General features: G+C 65.9%; 13 protein-coding genes, 1 rRNA gene and 1 pseudogene. 2 read left to right on the top strand and 13 right to left on the bottom strand.

What is annotated here, in order from left to right; translation table 11 throughout:
- Positions 1-232 precede the first annotated feature (232 nt).
- From ABIE00_RS19595 to ABIE00_RS19610, 4 genes and pseudogenes are all read right to left on the bottom strand, one after another.
- Positions 233-1,760, bottom strand: a 16S ribosomal RNA gene (locus ABIE00_RS19595).
- A 463-nt stretch (positions 1,761-2,223) separates the two neighbouring features.
- Positions 2,224-6,166 (bottom strand): annotated as a pseudogene (locus ABIE00_RS19600) (1,4-alpha-glucan branching enzyme).
- Position 6,167: 1 nt separating this feature from the next.
- Positions 6,168-7,964 (bottom strand): maltose alpha-D-glucosyltransferase, encoded by a 1,797-nt coding sequence (treS, locus tag ABIE00_RS19605; RefSeq protein ID WP_354262346.1) that lies wholly within the window; start codon positions 7,962-7,964, stop codon positions 6,168-6,170.
- 6 nt (positions 7,965-7,970) lie between these two features.
- Complete coding sequence (locus tag ABIE00_RS19610) at positions 7,971-10,043, bottom strand: alpha-1,4-glucan--maltose-1-phosphate maltosyltransferase (protein ID WP_354262347.1); 2,073 nt, start codon at positions 10,041-10,043, stop codon at positions 7,971-7,973.
- Positions 10,044-10,174: 131 nt separating this feature from the next.
- Between ABIE00_RS19610 and glgP the strand changes: the two genes are divergently transcribed.
- Positions 10,175-12,793 (top strand): alpha-glucan family phosphorylase, encoded by a 2,619-nt coding sequence (glgP, locus tag ABIE00_RS19615; RefSeq protein WP_354262348.1) that lies wholly within the window; start codon positions 10,175-10,177, stop codon positions 12,791-12,793.
- Between the two features lie 11 nt (positions 12,794-12,804).
- On the opposite strand, the gene ABIE00_RS19620 is transcribed toward glgP, so the two are convergent.
- Genes ABIE00_RS19620 through glgX form a run of 3 tightly spaced genes read right to left on the bottom strand, consistent with a single transcriptional unit; the run spans position 12,805 to position 15,831 of the window.
- Positions 12,805-13,161 carry a barstar family protein gene (locus ABIE00_RS19620; protein ID WP_354262349.1) on the bottom strand — a complete coding sequence of 119 codons (357 nt, stop codon included), beginning with the start codon at positions 13,159-13,161 and terminating at the stop codon, positions 12,805-12,807.
- Positions 13,162-13,165: 4 nt separating this feature from the next.
- A complete protein-coding gene (locus ABIE00_RS19625; protein ID WP_354262350.1) occupies positions 13,166-13,687 on the bottom strand; it encodes a guanyl-specific ribonuclease in 522 nt (173 codons plus the stop codon).
- Positions 13,688-13,704: 17 nt separating this feature from the next.
- Positions 13,705-15,831 (bottom strand): glycogen debranching protein GlgX, encoded by a 2,127-nt coding sequence (glgX, locus tag ABIE00_RS19630; RefSeq protein ID WP_354262351.1) that lies wholly within the window; start codon positions 15,829-15,831, stop codon positions 13,705-13,707.
- 113 nt (positions 15,832-15,944) lie between these two features.
- On the opposite strand from glgX, the gene ABIE00_RS19635 reads away from it, so the two are divergent.
- A complete protein-coding gene (locus tag ABIE00_RS19635; protein WP_354262352.1) occupies positions 15,945-16,754 on the top strand; it encodes a carbon-nitrogen hydrolase family protein in 810 nt (269 codons plus the stop codon).
- Positions 16,755-17,045: 291 nt separating this feature from the next.
- Here ABIE00_RS19635 and rlmB read toward each other — a convergent pair whose 3' ends face one another.
- The 6 genes from rlmB to ABIE00_RS19665 all read right to left on the bottom strand — a co-directional run bounded on the left by rlmB (position 17,046) and on the right by ABIE00_RS19665 (position 22,048).
- Complete coding sequence (gene rlmB / locus ABIE00_RS19640) at positions 17,046-18,047, bottom strand: 23S rRNA (guanosine(2251)-2'-O)-methyltransferase RlmB (RefSeq protein ID WP_331571749.1); 1,002 nt, start codon at positions 18,045-18,047, stop codon at positions 17,046-17,048.
- 92 nt (positions 18,048-18,139) lie between these two features.
- Positions 18,140-19,594, bottom strand: coding sequence for a cysteine--tRNA ligase (gene cysS / locus ABIE00_RS19645; protein ID WP_354262353.1), 1,455 nt, complete (start codon positions 19,592-19,594; stop codon positions 18,140-18,142).
- 32 nt (positions 19,595-19,626) lie between these two features.
- Positions 19,627-19,953 carry a hypothetical protein gene (locus tag ABIE00_RS19650; protein WP_354262354.1) on the bottom strand — a complete coding sequence of 109 codons (327 nt, stop codon included), beginning with the start codon at positions 19,951-19,953 and terminating at the stop codon, positions 19,627-19,629.
- A 97-nt stretch (positions 19,954-20,050) separates the two neighbouring features.
- On the bottom strand, positions 20,051-20,563 hold the full coding sequence (gene ispF, locus ABIE00_RS19655) for a 2-C-methyl-D-erythritol 2,4-cyclodiphosphate synthase (protein WP_354262355.1): 513 nt from the start codon (positions 20,561-20,563) through the stop codon (positions 20,051-20,053).
- A gap of 23 nt (positions 20,564-20,586) precedes the next feature.
- Positions 20,587-21,369 (bottom strand): 2-C-methyl-D-erythritol 4-phosphate cytidylyltransferase, encoded by a 783-nt coding sequence (gene ispD, locus ABIE00_RS19660; protein WP_354262356.1) that lies wholly within the window; start codon positions 21,367-21,369, stop codon positions 20,587-20,589.
- Between the two features lie 196 nt (positions 21,370-21,565).
- Entirely contained in the window at positions 21,566-22,048 is a 483-nt protein-coding gene (locus tag ABIE00_RS19665) for a CarD family transcriptional regulator (RefSeq protein WP_003801164.1), read from the bottom strand.
- Positions 22,049-22,349: the final 301 nt, after the last annotated feature.

Below are 22,349 nucleotides of genomic sequence, written 5' to 3' on the forward strand. Positions count from 1 at the left end.
CAAACACTACCCGGCAACCCGTGCCGGCCGCGTTCCAGGACCACCACGCCCTTTCCGAAGAAAAAACGAAGGATCCGTACTAACCACCGGTCCGTGCCACCAGGCACCTATTTGCTGATATTCCACCCATGAGCACCCGCCGCAGAACAACCGTCTGCGCAACGGGCCTTTACTCCTGACAACCCCACCACACCCGCATACACGGGCCGGAAAGACTGTAGGTGCTCCTTAGAAAGGAGGTGATCCAGCCGCACCTTCCGGTACGGCTACCTTGTTACGACTTAGTCCCAATCGCCAGTCCCACCTTCGACGGCTCCCTCCCACAAGGGGTTAGGCCACCGGCTTCGGGTGTTACCAACTTTCGTGACTTGACGGGCGGTGTGTACAAGGCCCGGGAACGTATTCACCGCAGCGTTGCTGATCTGCGATTACTAGCGACTCCGACTTCATGGGGTCGAGTTGCAGACCCCAATCCGAACTGAGACCGGCTTTTTGGGATTAGCTCCACCTCACAGTATCGCAACCCTTTGTACCGGCCATTGTAGCATGCGTGAAGCCCAAGACATAAGGGGCATGATGATTTGACGTCGTCCCCACCTTCCTCCGAGTTGACCCCGGCAGTCTCCCATGAGTCCCCACCACTACGTGCTGGCAACATGGAACGAGGGTTGCGCTCGTTGCGGGACTTAACCCAACATCTCACGACACGAGCTGACGACAACCATGCACCACCTGTGAACCGGCCCCAAAAGGAGAAACCACATTTCTGCGGCGGTCCGGTCCATGTCAAGCCTTGGTAAGGTTCTTCGCGTTGCATCGAATTAATCCGCATGCTCCGCCGCTTGTGCGGGCCCCCGTCAATTCCTTTGAGTTTTAGCCTTGCGGCCGTACTCCCCAGGCGGGGCACTTAATGCGTTAGCTACGGCGCGGAAAACGTGGAATGTCCCCCACACCTAGTGCCCAACGTTTACGGCATGGACTACCAGGGTATCTAATCCTGTTCGCTCCCCATGCTTTCGCTCCTCAGCGTCAGTTAATGCCCAGAGACCTGCCTTCGCCATCGGTGTTCCTCCTGATATCTGCGCATTTCACCGCTACACCAGGAATTCCAGTCTCCCCTACATCACTCTAGTCTGCCCGTACCCACCGCAGATCCGGAGTTGAGCCCCGGACTTTCACGGCAGACGCGACAAACCGCCTACGAGCTCTTTACGCCCAATAATTCCGGATAACGCTTGCGCCCTACGTATTACCGCGGCTGCTGGCACGTAGTTAGCCGGCGCTTCTTCTGCAGGTACCGTCACTTTCGCTTCTTCCCTACTGAAAGAGGTTTACAACCCGAAGGCCGTCATCCCTCACGCGGCGTCGCTGCATCAGGCTTTCGCCCATTGTGCAATATTCCCCACTGCTGCCTCCCGTAGGAGTCTGGGCCGTGTCTCAGTCCCAGTGTGGCCGGTCACCCTCTCAGGCCGGCTACCCGTCGTCGCCTTGGTGAGCCATTACCTCACCAACAAGCTGATAGGCCGCGAGTCCATCCAAAACCACAAAAAAGCTTTCCACCCCCCACCATGCGATGAGGAGTCATATCCGGTATTAGACCCAGTTTCCCAGGCTTATCCCAGAGTCAAGGGCAGGTTACTCACGTGTTACTCACCCGTTCGCCACTAATCCCCGGCGCAAGCACCGGATCATCGTTCGACTTGCATGTGTTAAGCACGCCGCCAGCGTTCATCCTGAGCCAGGATCAAACTCTCCGTTGAAGAAAAACAGACACAACCACCACCCCCGGAAATAACAGGGACAACGGCTGCACAAAATTTGAAACCAGCCAAAAACACCAGGCCACACCACGGGGGTGGGCAGCCCGGCACAATCAACCAATTCATAAAAAATCGGTATCAACAAACTTGGCACACTATTGAGTTCTCAAACAACAGACACACCCGGCACCACCCAAACCAACGTTCAGGATCGCTCCGGAGCAACTTTTCAAACTTACCCGCTCGCTTCGCCCGAGTCAAACCGGCAGATTTCGTCCGGCCCAGCCTGTGGCTTCCGGATCACCTTGCCGACTCGCTCCGGGGAGCGGCGCGGAAATAAACTCTACCACTACATCGGCGGAATGCCAACTGCACCAACGCAACGCTGGGGAAGGCCCGGAATCCCAAGGGTTTCCGGGCCTTCCTTCCAGTAGACCGCCACGGTAGCGGCCACCGCGGAGACTTAGACGAGCGGGCCGCCGGGCAGAGCCGACTTCCCCGTCTCTCCGGCCGGCGCAGTACCAGCCGGGGCCGCATCATGGGGCTCAGCACTCGCCGGCTCAGTACCCGCCGGCTCCGCCCGAGTCGGTCCAGCACTCTTCGGTTCAGCAGCCCGCGTCTCGGCAGCCCGGGTCTCAGCAGCCGTCGGTCCGGCAAAGATGGATCCGGCTTCGGTGGCTTTGGCCTTGGCTGCGGCGGGGGTGGTGATCACGCTGGAATCAGACGGGCGGAAGTAGGCGGCGCCCAGCGGAGGCAGCGTAACCGTGAGGGTGGCCGGCTGGCCGTCGATGCCCTCGTCCTCCGCGGCCAGCGTGCCGCCGTTGAGGACGCCCGATCCGCCGTAGACCTCGGAGTCGGTGTTCAGCACCTCGGTCCAGGCCCCCGCGGACGGCACGCCCAGTGCGTAATCCTTGTGCGGGCCGCCGGAGAAGTTGACGGCACAGACCAGCGGGTTGCCCTCGGTGTCCCAGCGGACAAAGGTGAGGACGTTGCGGTCGGCGTCGGCTCCGTTGATCCACTGGAACCCGCCCGGTTCGTTGTCCCGCGAGTAGAGGGCCGGCGTCGACTTGTACAGTTCGTTGAGGTCCTTGAGCAGCATCTGGATGCCCCGGTGCGCCGGGATGTCGGCGAGCCACCAGTCGAGGCCGTGCTGTTCGGACCATTCGGCTTCCTGGCCGAATTCGGTGCCCATGAAGATGAGCTGCTTGCCCGGGTGCGCCCACTGGTAGCCGAGGAAGGCGCGGAGGTTGGCCAGCTGCTGCCAGCGGTCGCCGGGCATCTTGCGGAGCATGGAGCCCTTGCCGTGGACGACTTCGTCGTGGCTGATGGGCAGCAGGAAGTTCTCGGTGAAGGCGTAGACCATGGAGAACGTGACCGTGCCGTGATGCCACTTGCGGTTGACCGGGTCCTCGGAGGCGTACTTGAGCGAGTCGTGCATCCAGCCCATGTTCCACTTCAGGCCGAAGCCGAGGCCGCCCTGGCTGGTGGGCGCGGTGACGCCCGGGAACGCCGTAGACTCCTCGGCGATCATCACGGCGCCGGGGTGGGTCTTGTAGACCGTGGCGTTGGCCTCCTGGAGGAAGGAGATGGCCTCCAGGTTCTCGCGGCCGCCGAAACGGTTGGGCTGCCACTGGCCGTGCTCCCGGGAGTAGTCCAGGTACAGCATGGACGCGACCGCGTCCACGCGCAGGCCGTCAATGTGGAACTCGTCGAGCCAGTACAGCGCGTTGGCCACGAGGAAGTTCCGGACTTCGGTGCGGCCGAAGTCGAAGATGAGGGTGCCCCAGTCCGGATGCTCGCCCAGGTTCGGGTCAGCGTGTTCGTAAAGTGCCTGACCGTCAAACTGCGCCAGGGCCCAGTTGTCCTTCGGGAAGTGTGCCGGCACCCAGTCCAGGATCACGCCGATGCCAGCCTGGTGGAGGGAATCCACCAGGAAGCGGAACTCGTCCGGATGCCCGAAGCGGGACGTTGGCGCGTAGTAGGAAGTCACCTGGTAGCCCCAGGAGCCCCCGAAGGGGTGTTCGGCCACCGGCATGAACTCGACGTGGCTGAACCCGAGCCACTTCACGTACTCCACGAGTTCCTTGGCCAGCTCGCGGTAGCTGAGCCCCAGCCGCCACGATCCCAGGTGGACCTCGTAGACGCTCATCGGCGAGTTGTGCGGATCCCGGGCGGCCCGCTCCTTCATCCAGTCCACGTCCTGGAACCGGTAGTGGGACTCGACAACCCTCGAGGCGGTGAGCGGTGGCACCTCGGTGCCGAAGGCCAGCGGGTCGGCCTTCTCCACCCAGTAGCCGCCCTTGGTCTTGATTTCGTACTTGTAGCAGGCGCCGGCCGGGACGCCCGGGATGAACAGTTCCCAGACGCCCGAGGAGCCGAGGGACCGCAGCGAGTTTTCCCGCCCGTCCCAGGCGTTGAAGTCGCCCTTGACCCGGACCGCTTCGGCGTTCGGGGCCCACACGGCAAAGGACACGCCGTCAATGTCGCCCATCGAGGACTTGTAGTGCTGCACGTGGGCGCCCAGCACGGTCCAGAGCTTCTCGTGGCGGTCCTTCGCCGATCAGGTGCAGGTCCACTTCGCCCACGGTGGGCAGGTAGCGGTACGGATCGTCCACCGTTACCGGCTCGGCGCCCTCGTAGGTCACCTCAAGGCGGTAGTCCGGCACGTGGCCGTGCTGCAGCGGCTCGAGTACCGCCACCCAGACACCTTCGGCCTCGTGGGTCATGGGCACGGTTCCGGCCTGGGTCACCACGTTGACCGCTTCTGCCAGATGCTTGACGGTGCGGATGGTTACGTGACCGTAGTCGTCCAAATGGGCACCAAGCACCGAGTGCGGGGCGTGGTGTTCACCGGCCGCGACGCGTGAGAGCGTGTGCGCGTCCACGTGCAACGGTGCGTGGGGGCTGTCGGTGTGTGCAGAGCCTGTCATGTTCTTACCTTCCGCTGCTGCTCCGGCCGGTTCGCCGGAGCTTTTAGTGCTGAGGAGCCGCCTGGCCGCATTCACCGGAATGGCCAACCAGCCCGGCCGGTTGCGCAACTCGTACACGACTTCGTAGAGCGCCTTATCCAGCCACAATGCCACAAAGAGCGGCGAATTACGGTCCACCGTTCCGGGAGTTACTTCCGCGTAACCTGCCAGGAAGGCCTCGGTGCAGTCGTCCACCCAGGATTCCGGGACACGGACGCCGGGCTGTTCCCGTTCGGCGGCGCCGGCCGCGTAGTCAAAGGAGCGAAGCATTCCCGTCACGTCCCGGAGCGGGTCGTCGGGGAAGTTGCGCTCGGAGATTGGCCGCAGCGGCTCCCCTTCGAAGTCGAGGATGGCCCACCGGTCGTGGCCGCCCTCGGCGCCCGGGACCTGGAGGATCTGGCCAAGGTGGAGGTCGCCGTGGATGCGCTGAAGCGCGCCCGCCGGGGTGCCTTCGAGCCTGCTGAGCAGGCGTTCCAGCCCTTCCTCGTAAGGTCCGACGGCGGGTCCCGCCTCCGCCCACATCTGACGCACGCGCTTAGCTACTCCGGGCGCAATATCCGCGCCGGGAACCGCTTCGGCCGAGACACCCAGCGTCTCGGCGAGCCGGCGGTGGACGGTCGCCGTCGCATGGCCAAGGGCATGCGCCTCGGCCGTGAAGTCCGCTCCCCCGGCGGCCGCGTCGACGGCCAGCCGCCACGCGTCCCGGCCGCCGGCCAGGAATTCGTGGGCCACTGCCAGTTCACCCTGGACCGGTCCGCCCGATGCGGATCCGCCCGTGCCTTGGGTAGGGGGAAGTTGGCCCTGGGGGTACCACTCGGCCGTGACCCAGCCCAGCGTGGCCGGGACCTCCTCGGTGCGGGCGGCGGACAGCGCGGCGCCGACCTCCACCTCCGGGTTTCGCCCGGCCGACAGCACACGGAAGAATTTCACGATCGCCGCGGAGCCGCCGTCGTCCACTATCACCGAGGTGTTCGACTGTTCGCCGGACAGGACCCGGACTGTTCCCGTGGCCTGCGGCAGCGGCCGGGCCGCACCGGAGAGGTGGCCGCTGGCGGTACCGGCCGTTTGCTGTGTCCGGATCAGGCCCATCCAGGCCCCGATGAAGGCGGGGTCGTGGACGGCGTCGTAGACCCAGCGGTGCCCCAGTTCGGCGTCGTCGCTTTCGCCAATCAGGGCCCGTTCCGCGCCGGCCAACGGCTGGCTGCGGTAGCTGAGCGGGATCTGCACAACGTCGGTGCGGGAGCCGCCGTCGGCCGTTTTGGACTCGACGGAGGCGAGGAACACCTCCAGGCTGGCCTGGCCGGTAGCGTCCTCGAGGACCAGGCCGCCCACAGGCGTCAGGGTGAAGTCCGGGGTCTTCACCGGGAACCACCTCTGGGCCGGCAGCCAGTCGCGGAGCAGGTGCTCAAGTGTGGGTGTCAGTGTGGTTTGGGTCATCTCATCCCTCAATCGACAGTATCGGCATCGCTTGGGTAAAGGGTGCGGCGGGGTTGGAGGTGGCGGACCGCAGTCGCAGCCAGAAGAAGTCGTGGCTGCCGAGCGTCAGCGTCAGATGTCCGTCCTCGCCGATGCCGGGAAAGGGCTGGCCGCCGAAGACGTCCCGCAGGCCCCGGCCCGAGAAGTCCGGAAGCCTCAGGGTGGAGGACACCGGGTGTTGGGAAAGGTTGAAGACGCAGAGGATGGATTCGGCCGGTTCGCCCGCTGCGTTGCCTTCCGGCAGTTCGCGGAGATACGCCAGCACCACTTCGTGGTCGGCCTCCACATGCTTGAACGCCCCGAGCCCGAACGCCGGGTGGTTTTTCCGCACACTGAGGATCTGCCGGGTCCACCGCAGCAGCGATCCGGAGTGTGCGGCCTCGGCCTCAACATTGGCCATGGCGTAGTTGTAGACCAGCGACTGGATCACCGGGAGGTACAGCTTGCCGGGGTCGGCGTTGGAGAAGCCGGCGTTGCGGTCGGGGTTCCACTGCATGGGGGTGCGGACGGCGTCACGGTCTTCGAGCCAGATGTTGTCGCCCATGCCGATCTCGTCACCGTAGTACAGGAACGGGCTGCCCGGCAGGGACAGCAGCAGGGCGTTGATGAGCTCGATTTCCGCCCGGGAGTTGTCCAGCAGCGGGGCCAGCCTGCGCCGGATGCCGATGTTGGCCCGCATGCGCGGGTCCGGCGCGTACCAGCCGAGCATGGCCGCCCGCTCATCGGCGGTGACCATCTCCAGCGTCAGCTCGTCGTGGTTGCGCAGGAACGTGCCCCACTGCGCACCTTCCGGAATGTCCGGCGTATCGTGCATGGTCTCGATGATCGGCGCGGCCTTCTGGTCACGCAGCGCGTAGTACAGCCGCGGCATGATCGGGAAGTGGAAGGCCATGTGGCATTCCGGTTCCTCCGCGGTGCCGAAGTACTCCACCACCTCGTTGGGGGGCTGGTTGGCCTCGGCGATGATCACCCGGCCCGGGTAGCTTTCATCGACCATCTTCCGCAGCTGGCGCAGGAATTCGTGCGTCGCCGGGAGATTTTCGCAGTTGGTCCCCTCCTCCTCGAAGAGGTACGGGATGGCGTCCGCCCGGAACCCGTCGATCCCCTGGTCGAGCCAGAACCGCACGACGTCGAATACGGCATCGATGACCTTGGGGTTCTCGAAGTTCAGGTCAGGCTGGTGGCTGAAGAACCGGTGCCAGAAGAACTGCCGCCGGATCGGATCGAAGGACCAGTTGGATTCCTCCGTATCCACGAAGATGATGCGCGCGTCCTGGTATTTCTCGTCCGTGTCACTCCACACATAGAAGTCGCCGAAGGGGCCGTCCGGGTCCTTCCGGGACTCCTGGAACCAGGGGTGCTGGTCCGATGTGTGGTTCAGCGGGAGGTCGATGATGACCCGGACGCCGCGGGCATGCGCCTCGGCCACCAGCCGCTTGAAGTCGCTGATGGTCCCGAACTCGTCCAGGACGGAGTTGTAATCCGAGATGTCATACCCGCCGTCCCGGAGGGGTGACTGGAAGAACGGCGGCAGCCACAGGCAGTCCACCCCCAGCCACTGCAGGTAGTCGAGCTTCTCGATCAGCCCGTGGAAGTCGCCCGAGCCGTCACCGTTGGCGTCCGCAAAGCCCCGGACCAGCACTTCATAAAACACCGCTTTCCGGTACCACAGCGGATCATGCTGCAACCCGGGCGCACTGAGCTCGAACGTGCTCTTGGGGGTGAAGTGCTGGAAGGGGCTCTGCGGACTGAAGGTCACTGGCGGCTACCTCCGGATGCTCAGGATGTGTGCAGGTTCAACATGTGCATCCAGCCTCACGTAGTTGTACTCCCCCCATTCCCACGACTCGCCGGAGATGAGGTCATCCACCCAGAACCCGCCGTTGTGGGTGAGGTCGGCCGGGTCGAGGCCCAGCGCAGCCAGGTCCAAGGACACCATGCCTTCCCGCGCACTGTGCGGGTCCACGTTGACCACCACGATGATGGTGTCCCTCGTGCCGTCCGGCAGCGTCTTGTGCTTGGAGTAGACGACGGTGGCGTCATCCGTGCACTGGTGCAGGGTGAGGTTCTGCAGGTCCCCCAGTGCCGGGTGGGCCCTGCGGATTTCGTTCAGCCTGGTGAGGTACGGGGCGAGGGTGCGGCCGGAGGCGTTGGCGGCCTCCCAGTCGCGGGCCTTGTACTCGAACTTCTCGTTGTCGATGTACTCCTCGGCGCCGGGCCGGGCCACGTGCTCGTACAGTTCGTAGCCTGCGTACACGCCCCAGAGCGGGCTGGCTGTTGCCGCCAGGGCCGCGCGGATCTTGAACGCGGCCGGCCCGCCGTACTGCAGGTACTCGGTGAGGATGTCCGGGGTGTTGACGAAGAAGTTGGGCCGGAAGAAGGCCGCCGACTCGTGGCTGACGTGGTGGAAGTACTCCTCCAGCTCCTTCTTGGTGTTGCGCCACGTGAAGTAGGTGTAGGACTGCTGGAAGCCGGCCCTGCCCAGCGCGTGCATCATGGCGGGGCCGGTGAAGGCCTCGGCGAGGAAGACGACGTCGGGGTCCTTCTTGTTCACCTCGGCGATGAGCCACTCCCAGAACCACACCGGCTTGGTGTGCGGGTTGTCCACGCGGAAGATCTTCACGCCGTGGCTGACCCACAGCCGGACGATGCGCAGGATCTCCTTGGACAGGCCCTCGGGGTCGTTGTCGAAGTTGAGCGGGTAGATGTCCTGGTACTTCTTCGGCGGGTTCTCGGCGTACGCGATGCTGCCGTCCACGCGGGTGGTAAACCATTCCGGGTGCTCGGTGACCCAGGGGTGGTCCGGGGCTGCCTGGAGCGCCAGGTCGAGCGCCACTTCGAGGTTGAGCTCATTAGCCCGGGCCACGAAGGCGTCGAAGTCCTCGAAGGTTCCGAGGTCCGGGTGGATGGCGTCGTGCCCGCCCTCCTTGGCGCCGATGGCCCACGGTGAACCGGGATCGTTCGGGCCGGCTATCAGGGTGTTGTTGGGACCCTTGCGGTGCTGGACGCCGATGGGGTGGATCGGCGGCATGTAGATGACGTCGAAGCCCATGCCGGCAACGGCGTCCAGCCGGTTGGCGGCGGTCCGGAAGTTGCCGGAGGTCCAGGCGCCGGTGCCGGGGTCGCGCACTGCGCCCTCGGAGCGCGGGAAGAACTCGTACCAGGATCCGCGGCCGGCGCGGTCCCGCTCAACCAGCAGGGGGAACGGTTCGGAGACGGTGACGAGCTCACGGATCGGCTCGCGGTCGACGACGGCGGCGACGTCGCGGCTGAAGCCGGCCGCCAGGCGGTCCTCGGATGACAGGGAGCCGTCCGAGAGGATGGTGGCCGCGGAGCGCAGCGTCTGGCGGTCCGCCTCGTTCCGGGCGGGTTCCTCGGCGGCCTGCGAGAGCAGTGCGGCGCCCTCCGCAAGCATTAGCTCTACGTCGATGCCGGCGTCCACCTTGACCTCGGCGTTGTGGTGCCAGGTGCCGTAGCGGTCGTGCCAGGCCTCGATGACGAAGGACCAGTTACCGGTGGAATCAGGGGTGAGCAGCCCTTCCCACAGGTCGGTTCCCTTACCGCGGTCACCCGACGGCGGCTGCAGACGGGTCCGCTGGCGCTCGTTGCCCTTCGGGTCAAGCAGGACCGCGCTGACGCCCAGCTGGTCGTGGCCCTCGCGGAAGGACCTGGCGCTGACCACGATTCCTTCGCCGGGCAGCGCCTTGGCCGGGAACTTCCCCCCTTCGACAACAGGCTGAACGTCCGTGATTGGGAAACGGCCAAACCGAAGGCCTTCCGTGATCGAAACTTTCGGCGTTTGCTTTGCTGGGGCACTGGTTCGCGTGTTAGTCGTCACAGGCTCGACGTTAGCGAGAAATGGGGCGGATTGCTAAGCCTGCGAACTTAATTAATGAAGCGATTCGTCATTTACCGGAAAGTAATCAAAAGCGGTTCCTGCCGTTCACCTAGTCGGTTAGTGTGGCGCAGGTGAAGGCAATCCGCAGATTTACAGTCCGTACCGTTCTCCCCGAGCCGATCCGGCCGCTGGCCCGGTTGGCGACCAACCTCCGCTGGTCCTGGCACCGGCCCACGCGGGAACTGTTCGAGAGCCTGAACCCGCGCGTCTGGGCCCAATGCGGCAATGACCCGGTCAGCTTCCTGGGCCTGGTGGGCCGCGAGGAGATGCACCGGCTCGCCACGGACCAGGATGTGGTGGCCAGGGTCCAGGCGGCAGCCGCGGACCTGGACCGGTACCTCACCGAGCCCCGCTGGTACCAGGGCCTGGGCAGCGACGCCCCCGCCTCCATTGCCTACTTCTCGCCCGAATTCGGCATCACCGAAGTCCTGCCGCAATACTCCGGCGGTCTCGGCATCCTCGCCGGCGACCACCTGAAGGCCGCCTCCGACCTGGGCGTGCCGCTGATCGGCGTCGGCCTGCTCTACCAGGCGGGCTACTTCAAGCAGTCGCTCTCCCGGGACGCCTGGCAGCAGGAGACCTACCCGGTCATCGACCCCGACGGCCTGCCCCTGACCCTGCTGCGGGAACCTGCCGCGGACGGCAACGGCAAACCGCTGGAAATCTCGCTCCCGCTGCCCAACGGGCGGCACCTTGCGGCCCACATCTGGCGTGCCGACGTCGGACGCGTCCCCCTCCTGCTCCTGGACTCCAACGTCCCCGGAAACGACGACGCCGCCCGCAGCATCACCGACCGACTGTACGGCGGCGGCGGCGACCACCGGCTGCAGCAGGAACTGCTGCTGGGCATGGGCGGGGTCAAGGCGCTGCGCGCCTACCAGAAGCTCACCGGCACTCCGGCGCCGGAGGTGTTCCACACGAACGAGGGCCACGCCGGCTTCCTCGGCATCGAACGCATCCAGGAGCTGATGGCCGGCGAGCAGGCGCTCACCTTCGACGAGGCCCTTGCCGCCGGACGCTCGTCCACCGTGTTCACCACCCACACGCCCGTTCCGGCCGGCATCGACCGCTTCGAAGCCGCGCAGATCCAGCACTTCTTCGAAGCCGGGCTGGCACCGGACGTTCCCACCTCGCGGATCCTCGACCTGGGCCGCGAGAACTTCCACGAAGGCAACCCCTTTGTCTTCAACATGGCCGTCATGGGACTGCGCCTCGCGCAGCGCGCCAACGGCGTGGCCAAGCTGCACGGCGAAGTCTCGCGGGGCATGTTCTCGGCGCTGTGGCCGGGATTTGACCACTCCGAGGTGCCCATCACCTCCGTCACCAACGGCGTGCACGTGCCCACCTGGGTGGATCCGCGCATCTCCAAGCTGGCACGGGAGCGGTTCGGCCCCGATACCGAGCTCACGGGGCGCTGGGACCTCGCTTACAACGTCTCCGACGCCGAGGTGTGGGCTCTCCGGCGCGAGATGCGGGTTTCACTGGTGGAGGACGTGCGGCGCCGGTTGCGGGCGGCGTGGAAGAAGCGCGGCGCCGCCGATGCCGAGCTGGCATGGACCGACTCGGTGCTGGACCCCGACGTCCTGACCATCGGGTTCGCCCGTCGCGTGCCCACCTACAAGCGGCTGACCCTCATGCTGCGGGACTCGGAGCGCCTGAAGGCGCTGCTGCTGCACAAGGAGCACCCCATCCAGCTGGTCATCGCCGGCAAGTCCCACCCCGCGGACGACGCCGGCAAGAAAATGATCCAGGACCTGGTCCGCTTCACCGACGATCCCGCCGTCCGGCACCGCATCGTCTTCCTGCCGAACTACGACATCGCCATGGCCCGGACGCTGTTCCCCGGCTGCGACGTCTGGCTGAACAACCCGCTGCGGCCGCTCGAGGCCTGCGGCACCTCTGGCATGAAGGCCGCGATCAACGGGTCCCTGAACCTGTCAGTCCTGGACGGCTGGTGGGATGAAATGTACGACGGCGAAAACGGCTGGGCGATCCCCACCGCCAACAACGGTGCTTCCGCCGACGAACGGGACGACATCGAGGCCGCGGCACTGTACGAGCTGCTCGAGACCCAGGTGGCGCCGCGGTTCTACGGCAACACCGTCTCCGAAGCGGCCGGTGCCGCCGGCCCGTCCGAGTCCGGCCACGAGAAGATCCCCACGCACTGGGTGTCCATGATCAAGCACACGCTGGCGCACCTCGGCCCGGCGGTCTCGGCCGAGCGGATGCTGCAGGACTACGTCAACGTCCTGTACCGGCCCGCCGCGGTTTCCGGACGCGAGGCTGTGGCCGGCTCCTACGCCCAGGCCAAGGCACTCGCGGCATGGGTCGCCAAAGTCCGCGCCGCCTGGCCGCAGCTGCACGTGGAGCACGTGGACTCGCTGGGCGTCTCGGAGGACCCGCAGATCGGCGACACCCTCCAGGTCCACGCCTACGTGGGACTGCACAACCTGTCTCCGCAGGACGTGTCAGTGGAGGTGGCGTACGGGCAGGCGGCCGAGAGCGACGAGCTGGCCAACGTGACGATGGTGGAACTGGAGGCCAAGGAGGAGCTCGGCAACGGCCGCTACCTCTTCGCCGGGTCCATCGTGATCGACCGCTCCGGGTCCTTCGGCTACACCGTGCGGGTGCTCCCCACGCACGAGGCCCTCGCATCGAAGGCCGAGCTGGGGCTGATCGTCAACGCGTAGTCCCAGCCGGGCTACAGCAGCACGGCTATGACTGCGAGGTCCTTGCCTGCGTAGCTTTCGGCGTCCTGCAGGATCTCGCAGATGGTGCCGAAGGAGCGGTCGCCGCGGAAGGCTGCGGGGACCTGCCAGATCACGGTCAGGGGTTTGGCGCCGTCGTCGGAAATGGCGTCGGCGAAGTCGTGAAGTGAGTCGTTGAGCGCGTCCAGGTTCACGCCGTAGTGCTCTGGAAAGTCCAGGGCCTCGCCGAAGGCGGCGAGGACGGACTTCCTGGAATCGGCGGCCGGAACCAGCAGGCTGCGGCGGCCGGCGTCCGCAACCTGGTCCTTCAGTTCCTCGAGGGTCCAGGTGTCGCCGGAGTAGATCTTCATGGTGCTATTTGCCTTCTGCTATGAACTTGAACGATGCGTAGTGGTCGGCGGTGTAGTACTTGTCGCCGGCCTGTCCTGCCACGATCCTGCGGGCTCCCCTGCCGGACTCGCCGGGCGTGGGCACCGTGTACTCCCTGTAATAACCGCTGGCCTTGCGCGGCAGGATGCGTTCGAAGTTGCCGAACGTCACGCCGTCGCGGGTGTACGGGTAGGGTCCGCCCCGCCGGATCAGGATCAGGGTGCGCCGGCCTTCGGCCGGCAGCTGGGACTCCGGGATCGTGGGGAGGCCGGGCGCGTTCGGCACGCCGGTGGTTTGGCCGACGGACGACGACGGCGGCGCGGCGGCAGGTGCCGGCGTCGCGGCTGCTGCGGGTGCCGACGTCGAAAAGCCGGGTGCCGCCGTCGTCGTTCCCTGTGGTCCCGGACCGGGCGGCGCGCCGCCCGGTCCAATGAAAAGGTTGAAGACCGCGAGGGCAGCGACGGCGAGCCCCAGCAGCAGCGTTCCGACAGTCCAACGCCTGCGCATGCCTGATTCCCCGGAGTTTATGTGCGGTAGATGTTGATGGTGTAGGCCTGCACCTCGTCAGGCTCGCCGGACTCGACCAGGGCGCCCTGCCGCCGGTCGTGGAGCTCGGACGTGGTGAGGCGGAGGTCGAACAGCCGCTTGCCGGTGCCGTCGTCGTTGGTGACCTGCGGCAGGGTGACCTCGACGTCCTCAGGTCCGCCGTTGACCACGATGAGCCCGGCCACGTGCCCGTCGTCGGAGCCGAGCAGCAGCTGGACCACCCGGTTCCCGTTGTCGTTCCAGCGCTCCATGGACATGGGCTGGCCGGTCCGGTCGTACCAGTACAGGTATGAGCGCGCGTCGCGGACGGGGTAGTCGTGCGGCTGGGCCGTCAGGAACTCCCGGCGGAGCCGGATGACACGCTTGGTGGTCCGCAGCATGGCATGGGATTCCGGCGTGCTGGTCCAGTCGATCCACGTGAGCGGGTTGTCCTGGCAGTATGCGTTGTTGTTGCCCTGCTGGGTGCGGCCGAGCTCGTCCCCTGCCGTAATCATGGGGACGCCAAGGGAAATCATGAGCGAGGCCATGAGGTTGCGCTTGCTCTGGGCGCGGCGCGTCAGGATGCCCTCGTCCTCGGTGCGTCCTTCAAAGCCGTGGTTGTAGCTGCGGTTGTCGCCGTGCCCGTCCCGGTTCTGTTCGCCGTTCGCCTCGTTGTGCTTGCGGTCGTAGGAGACGAGGTCGGTCATGGTGAAGCCGTCGTGGGCGGTGACGAAGTTCAGCGACGCCAGCCGTGAGCGGCCCGACGGTTCGAAGAGGCTCGCCGAGCCGGACAGGGCATCGGCAAGCCGGGCCACGGACCCGCCCTGGCCGCCGTTGTCGAGGGCGGCCCGGTCGGCCAGCCAGAAGGAGCGCACGGCGTCGCGGTAGTGATCGTTCCAGTCCACCCAGCCGCCGGGGAAACGGCCGGTCTGCCAGCCGCCGTAGCCCACGTCCCACGGTTCGGCGATCAGCTTGACGCGGGAAAGCGAGGGGTCGGCGGCGACCGCCACGAGGAAGGGGTGGTGGGGATCGAACTCGTTGGCTGCGTTCCGGCAGAGCGTGACGGCCAGGTCGAACCGGAAACCGTCGATGTGGAACTCGTCCACCCAGTACCGCAGTGAGTCCAGCACCATCTGGACAACTCGGGGTTCGCCGAAGTTGAGTGTGTTGCCGCAGCCTGTGGTGTCGATGTATTTTCCGTGGCCGTCGGTGCGGTAGTACTTCTGCTCGCCCAGCCCCCGGAAGCTCAGGGTGGTGCCGTCCGGGCCGCCTTCGGCCGTGTGGTTGTAGACGACGTCGAGGATGACCTCGATGCCGGCCGCGTGCAGTAGCTTGACCATGCCCTTGAATTCGTCCTGGACGGCCTGCGGCCCCGCTTCCTGGGCGGACTTGGTGGCGTACGCGGGGTGCGGGGCAAAGAACGCCGCGGTGTTGTAACCCCAGTAGTTGGTGAGGCCGAGGTTCTGGAGATGGGGCTCGTCCAGATGGAAATGCACCGGCAGCAGCTGCAGGGCCGTAATGCCCACTCCGGTGAGGTGCTCGATCATCGCGGGATGGGCCATGCCGGCGTAGGTGCCGCGCAGCGCCTCCGGGATGTCGGGGTGCAGCATGCTCTGCCCACGGACGTGTGCCTCGTAGACGATGGTGTTGCGCCACGGGGTATTCGGCTTCCGGTCCCCGGCCCAGTCAAAGTCGGAAGACATCCGGACGCTGGTCAGGAACCCGTCGCGTTCATCGACGGCCCGGCCGTAGGGGTCCAGCAGCAGCGGTTGCCGGCTGCCGTCGTCGAAATCAACGGTGGGAACCGCAAGCGGCAGCACCTCATCGCCCTTGGGGGCCGCTTCGCCGCTGGGGGCTGCAAGGAAGCCGTACCGGGATCCCACGGGTAACCCGTCCACCACGCCGTGGTGGACACCGTTCGTGAGGTTGGACAGGGTCTGCATCCGCCAGTTCTGTCCGGGGGCCTGATAGGCCACCTCGAGCATCGCGATGCCGGGAGCATAAACGGCGACGTTCGCACGGTCGCCTGATGCACCGCCCGGGCCTTGGCGCGCTTCGCTGACCCCGAGGGGAAAGGCCTGGGAGTCGTCCACCGTCAGGGCTGTGTCTAAAAGGGGCATTACCATCAATTAAAGCTTAGCCGTCACGTCCAAATAGCCAGTCTTCTCCCGCATGTTACGCGTGCGGCCCTGTGGTGGCACCGCTGAACCGTGTAAGAACGCACCTACTGGAGGTTTTCGTGAAGATTGCATTGGCCCAGATCATCACCGGCAGGGACGTGGACGGAAACCTCACCGTGGTCGAAGAATACGCCCGCCGTGCCAAGGACGGCGGCGCCGGAATCGTGGTTTTCCCCGAGGCCACCATGCGCGCGTTCGGCAATTCCCTGCTGGACATCGCCGAGCCTTTGGACGGCCCCTGGGCCAGCCGTGTCCGCGCGATTGCCGGGGAGTTGGGGATTGTGATTGTTGCCGGAATGTTCACCCCGGGTTCATCGGGCTCCGACGGGCAGACGAAGGTCCGCAACACGCTGCTCGTGACCGGGCCGGGCGTGGACGCCAGCTACGACAAGGTTCACCTGTTCGACGCCTTCGGGTTCCTGGAGTCCGACACTGTCGACGCCGGGACCGGGCCCGTAACGTTCGAAGTCGGCGGCCTCACCTTCGGCCTGGCCACCTGCTACGATATCCGATTCCCGGCCCTCTTCACGGCCAACGCCGACCGCGGGGCCGTCGCCAACATCGTCTGTGCTTCCTGGGGTTCCGGCCCCGGCAAGGTGGACCAGTGGCAGCTGCTGGCCAGGGCCCGCGCGGTGGACACCACCACCTACGTTCTCGCCTGCGGCCAGGGCGACCCCGCGACCCAGGGCATCGAGCCCCGCGGCGCAGCGCCCACGGGCGTCGGGCACAGTGCCGTCGTCTCACCTTTCGGCGAGGTGCTCCAGGAGCTCGACGGCGCCCCCGGCCTGATCTTCGCCGACCTTGATCCGGCCCTGGTCAAGGAAGCCCGCACCAAACTCCCGGTTCTGGCCAACCGCCGCGAGTTCTAGGAGGACACAACGCTCGATCAGATCCTGCCGGAAAACTGCCGACCCTCCTTCAGATCCTGCCGGAAAACTGCCGACCCTCCTTCAGATCCTGCCGGAAAACTGCCGACCCTCCTTCAGATCCTGCCGATTAAGACGAAACGCTTCCGCACTAGGTGCGGAAGCGTTTCCCGTTTTGCTGCGAAAGCTGAAGAAGGGTTCCCGATTCTCCTGCAAAAGCTGAAGAAGGGTTCGTCCAATTCCTGCAGGAACTGATGGGGCGTTCCGGGGTCTTGGCAGGTTGGACCGGGGGGCTTACTTCGCGGCGCGCTGGCGGGAGACCTCGTACAGCGAGATGCCGACGGCCATGGAGGCGTTCAGGGATTCCATCGCGGAGTCGATCGGGATGGAGACAATCTGGTCGCAGTTCTCCCGGACGAGGCGGCTGAGGCCCTTACCTTCGGAGCCGACCACGATGCACACCGGTTCGGTGGCAACGGTGAGGTCCGGCAGGGAAACGTCGCCGTCGCCGTCGAGCCCCAGCACGAAGACGCCCATGTCCTTGAACTGCTTGATGGCGTTGTTCAGGTTGGAGGCACGGGCCACCGGAACGCGCACCGCCGCGCCGGCGCTAGTCTTCCATGCGGCCGCCGTGACTCCCACGGAGCGGCGCTCAGGGACGATCACGCCGTGGCCGCTGAATGCCGAGACCGAGCGGATGATCGCGCCGAGGTTGCGGGGGTCGGTGATGCCGTCCAGTGCAACGAAGAGCGGGGCGTTCGCGATGTGCCCCTTCTTCCAGCCTTCGACGGTCTCTTCGGCAAGGTCGTAGGCGTCCTGGTACTCGTACGGCGGGATCTGCAGGACGAGTCCCTGGTGCACGGCGTCGTCGGTCATCCGGTCCAGCTCGGGCTTGCCGGTTTCCAGCAGGGGGATGCCGCGTTCGGCGGCGATCTTCAGTGATTCCTTGACGCGGTCATCCATCTCGATCCGGATGGCGACGTGCAGCGCCTTGGCGGGAATGCCGGCACGGAGGGCCTCGACGACGGAGTTGCGGCCGGTGACAACCTCTTCCGTGGCACGCCCCTTCGGGCCCGACCGGGCACCGGCACTGCGGGTGCCGCCGGCGCCGGCGGGCCGCTTGGCTGCGGAGCGCTCCGCGAGCTGCTTGTTCTTGTGCGCCTTGTGGTACGGGCGGTCCTCGGCCTTGGGGGTTGGCCCCTTGCCTTCGAGAGCCTTGCGGCCGTGGCCACCGGTTCCGGTGGTGGGGCCCTTCTTGAGCTTGCGGACTGCGCCCGGGCGACCTTTGTTGGCCATGAATTCCACCCTTGGTTGTATTGAGTAAGTCTGGACTCCAGTCTACTGACTGGCCTCAAATCGTTGACCGGGCGGTCCGGGAGCCGCGAAGGCTAGCTCCGCTGCAGGCTCCACGTGGCGCCGTCGGCGTTGTCCTCCACCAGGATCCCGGCCGCCGCGAGGGTGTCCCGGATGGCGTCCGAAGCGGCCCAGTCTTTCCTGGAGCGGGCTTCGGCGCGGGCAGCGAGCTGAGCCTCAATCAGTGTGCCAAGAGCGGTGGTGGCCTGGTCGTCGACGGCGGGCTGCGCGGCAGCGCTGATGCCCAGCACCCGCAGCATGTCGGTCACGCCCGCCAAAGCCTGCCGCGTTGCCTCCACGTCACCGTCGGTGAGCGCCGAGTTTCCGGCCCGAACCGTGTCGTGCAGGACCGCGAGGGCCTGCGGCACGTTGAGGTCGTCGTCCATCGCAGCGGCGAACGCATCCGGCACGGTGCCGTGGGTGCCAAACAGCAGGGCGCCGTCGGAGGACAATGCGCGGACGGCGCGGGCCACGAAACCGTCAATGCGCTCGACGGCGGCGGCTGCCTCCTGCAGCGATGTTGGCTGGTAGTCCAACACCGAGCGGTACTGTGCCTGGCCGAGGTAATAGCGGACCACGCGAGGCGGTGCGAGCTCCAGCATCTCTGCCGGGCTGACCGTGTTGCCGACCGACTTCGACATTTTTTCGCCCTGGTACGTGACCATGCCGTTGTGCATCCAGAAGTTCGCGAAACCGTGGCCGGCCGCCTGGGACTGCGCCATCTCGTTTTCGTGGTGCGGGAAGCGCAGGTCGAGGCCCCCGCCGTGGATGTCGAACTCGGTGCCAAGGTATTTCGTGACCATCGCCGAGCATTCGAGGTGCCAGCCCGGACGGCCGCTGCCCCACGGCGAAACCCAGCTCGCCGTCGTCGGCTCCCCTTCTTTGTAGCCCTTCCACAGGGCGAAGTCGCGGGGGTCCTTTTTGCCGCGCGGGTCGGCGTCGGCAGCACCCTGCATGTCGTCGATCTTCTGCCGCGTCAGGGCACCATATTTGTTCCAGGAGCGCACGTCGAAGTAGACGTCGCCGGAACCGTCGAGGGCAGGATAGGCGTGTCCGCGGTCGATCAGAAGCTGGATGAGCGCGTGCATCTCCGGGATGTGGCCGGTGGCCCGCGGCTCGTAGGTGGGCCGGGAGACGCCGAGGGTGTCGTAGGCCTTGAGGAACTCTTGCTCATACCGGTAGGCCAGCGCCCACCATTCCTCCTCCGGGACGGAGCCGGGCTCCTGCTCGAATTCCGGGTGGAAGGAGGCCTCGGACTTGGCGAGGATCTTGTCGTCTATGTCGGTGACGTTGCGGACCACCGTGACGCGGAAGCCGCGGTACTCGAGCCAGCGGGTGAGCTGGTCAAAGGCGATGGCGGAGCGGATGTGCCCCACGTGCGGCATGCCCTGCACCGTGGCACCGCAGTAATACAGGCTTACCTTGCCCGGTACCAGGGGAACGAAGTCGCGGACTTCGGCGGATGCAGTGTCGTAAAAGCGCAGGGTCACCGCTCCAGATTAGCCGATGCCATTGTCCCCGCTTACTTGCAGACCTCGCCGATCCGGTTGTTCTGTTTGGCGAGTTCAGCTGTCTGCTCCGAACTCTTGGTTCCCAGGGACGTGCCGGCCACTTTCTTCATGATGTCAGCCATCTTCTGGATGGGGTCGGCGACGTCCTGGGCCACCTTGTCGGCGACCTCCTGGTAGTGCTTGGCGATCTGGTCGGCCTGCTGCTGCTGGTTGCCCGTGGGCTTGAACGTGTCGCCCTGCAGGAACTTGCAGCTCTCCTCCACGCTCATGCGGGGGCTGCCGGCACAGCCGGCCAGAAGCATCCCTGCGATCACGACGGCGGGAAGCAACTTTTTCACGGCGGGTCTCCTGGGATTGCGGTACTGATGCTTATTCCAGCGTAGGTGATTTGGCTGCGGGGCCCGATCTGCGGCCGCCGGATGCCGGGCCGACGTGCTATCCGGCCGGGTAGACCAGGGCCGTGGCCACGGCGGAAATTCCTTCGCCGCGTCCGGTGAAGCCGAGCCCGTCGCTGGTGGTGGCGGTAACGCTGACCGGAGCCCCCGCGGCTTCGCTGAGCACGCGCTGGGACTCTTCCCGGCGCGGGCCGAACTTGGGACGGTTGCCAACGAACTGCACGGCGACATTGCCGATCTCGAAGCCGGCTGCGCGAACGATCCGGGCGGCTTCGGCCAGCAGCGTAACTCCGGAGGCGCCGGCGAACTCGGGCCGGTCGGTGCCGAAGTGGGTGCCCAGATCGCCGATCCCGCAGGCGGAGAACAGCGCGTCGGCTGCGGCGTGGGCCACGGGGTCGCCGTCGGAATGGCCGGCGAGGCCCCGCTCCCCCTCCCAGAAGAGCCCGCCCAGCCAGAGCGGCTGCGGATTGTTGTCCGGGGCAAAGGCGTGCACGTCGATGCCAATGCCCGTCCGGGGCAGGAGTGCCGGGGTCCGCGAAGCGTTGTCTGTCATGGGGCCTTCCGTCATGTGGTTTTTCAGCCCTCCACCCAGCGGGCGCCGAGGGGGCCCTCGAGCAGGCCTTCGGCGATGATGAGGTCCAGCGGCGTGGTGATTTTCAGGGACTGGCTGGCCCCGCGGACGGCATGCACCGGCACGCCGAGAAGCTCCACCAGCATCGCGTCGTCGGTGACCGCGGCGGCCTGGCGCTCGTCGAAGCCCGAGGCTGCCTGGTGTGCCTGCCGCAGTACGGAGAGCCTGAAACCCTGCGGGGTCTGGACTGCCCGGAGCTCCTCGCGGGGTGCGGTTCCGGTGACGAGTTCAGGTGCGATGTCCGTGGCCGGCCCCTCGGTGGCGGCGACCGTCTTGACGGTGTCCACCACGGGGATCACCGGGATCACCGCGTCCGCGCCGGCGGCCAATGCCTGTGCTACGCGGTGGAAGACCTGCTCGGGCGTCAGGGCCCGAGCGGCGTCGTGGACCAGGACCGCCTCCGTACCGTCCTCCAGGGCGGCCAGAGCGGAACGGACCGAATCCGCCCGGGAGGCCCCGCCGTCGACCATGGTCAGGAGCGGGCCGCCGTCCACTAGTTCCACCCGGAAGTCCTCGCAGAGCCGGCGAAGCTCCTCGTCCCCGGCCGGTAGCGCGATGCACACCTGGCTGGCAATGCCGGCCGCGACGATTCCGCGGAGCGCATGCATGAGGATCGGTTCACCGCCCAGCGGTACGGCGGCCTTCGGCATGCCGTACCCCAGCCTCTGCCCGGAACCGGCGGCGACGAGGATCACGGCGGTCACGGGGCGCTTGGGTGCAGTGTTCATGCGCTCTAGCCTACGTCCCGGCCGCACTCCCCCTCCATCTCCCAACCCGGTAGCAGCTGCGGGCGTTCCCGGCGCTGGGAGCGCCCTCCACTGCTGCCTACACGGGGATTTCCCGGGTGGCTGATTTTGGGTAAGAAGAAACCCCGGCGGCACTTTGCCACCGGGGTTCAATTCTTGTTAGGAAGCTCCTATTTACTTAGGAAGCCAGGACCTCGTCGAGAACGCTCGCAGCCTTCTCTTCGTCGGTCTTTTCAGCCAGAGCCAATTCTGAGATCAGAATCTGCCGGGCCTTGGCCAGCATACGCTTCTCGCCTGCGGAAAGGCCCCGGTCGTGATCCCGGCGCCAGAGGTCGCGGACGACCTCTGCAACCTTGATGACGTCACCGGAAGCAAGCTTCTCCAGATTTGCCTTGTAACGACGCGACCAGTTGGTGGGCTCTTCAGTGAACTCGGCACGGAGCACATCAAACACGTGCTCCAAACCGTCTTTGCCCACTACGTCGCGTACCCCAACGAGGTCAACGTTCTCTGCTGGAACTTCAATGGTCAGATCACCCTGAGCCACCTTGAGCTTGAGATACATCTTCTCTTCGCCCTTGACAGTGCGCATCTTGATCTCTTCAATTTTTGCTGCACCGTGGTGAGGGTAAACTACTGTCTCGCCGACCTCAAAAACCATGTGGACTTTCCCCTTTCCCGCAGACCAGTTTATCACGATTAAGGCATATGACTGGCATGGATACGGCCCGGGAACCGCGTAAATCCGCGGAAAATGGCCCAAATCAGCGGCTCAGACCCCTTGACGAATGCGAACAATAGTGCATCCCACACGCCCCCACAAGCGTTACGCGCGGGTAGTTGCGGGCCTTCGGGGACGGCCTGCGGAGCCTCCAGGCCGGAGTTCGAGGGGGCAGTCATGTGGAGGGGCCGAATCCTTGTTTGACGCTCTTTGCCGATAGGCTATGCCTGAAAACTGTTTC

The sequence above is a fragment of the Arthrobacter sp. OAP107 genome, assembly GCF_040546765.1.
Taxonomy (GTDB): domain Bacteria; phylum Actinomycetota; class Actinomycetes; order Actinomycetales; family Micrococcaceae; genus Arthrobacter.

Bases quoted from the DNA above. Each gene is read 5' to 3' on its own strand.
- ABIE00_RS19620 (WP_354262349.1), bottom strand. From the start codon at position 13,161: ATGAAGATCTACTCCGGCGACACCTGGACCCTCGAGGAACTGAAGGAC.
- ABIE00_RS19625 (WP_354262350.1), bottom strand. From the start codon at position 13,687: ATGCGCAGGCGTTGGACTGTCGGAACGCTGCTGCTGGGGCTCGCCGTC.
- glgX (WP_354262351.1), bottom strand. From the start codon at position 15,831: ATGGTAATGCCCCTTTTAGACACAGCCCTGACGGTGGACGACTCCCAG.
- rlmB (WP_331571749.1), bottom strand. From the start codon at position 18,047: ATGGCCAACAAAGGTCGCCCGGGCGCAGTCCGCAAGCTCAAGAAGGGC.
- ispF (WP_354262355.1), bottom strand. From the start codon at position 20,563: ATGACAGACAACGCTTCGCGGACCCCGGCACTCCTGCCCCGGACGGGC.
- ispD (WP_354262356.1), bottom strand. From the start codon at position 21,369: ATGAACACTGCACCCAAGCGCCCCGTGACCGCCGTGATCCTCGTCGCC.
- ABIE00_RS19665 (WP_003801164.1), bottom strand. From the start codon at position 22,048: ATGGTTTTTGAGGTCGGCGAGACAGTAGTTTACCCTCACCACGGTGCA.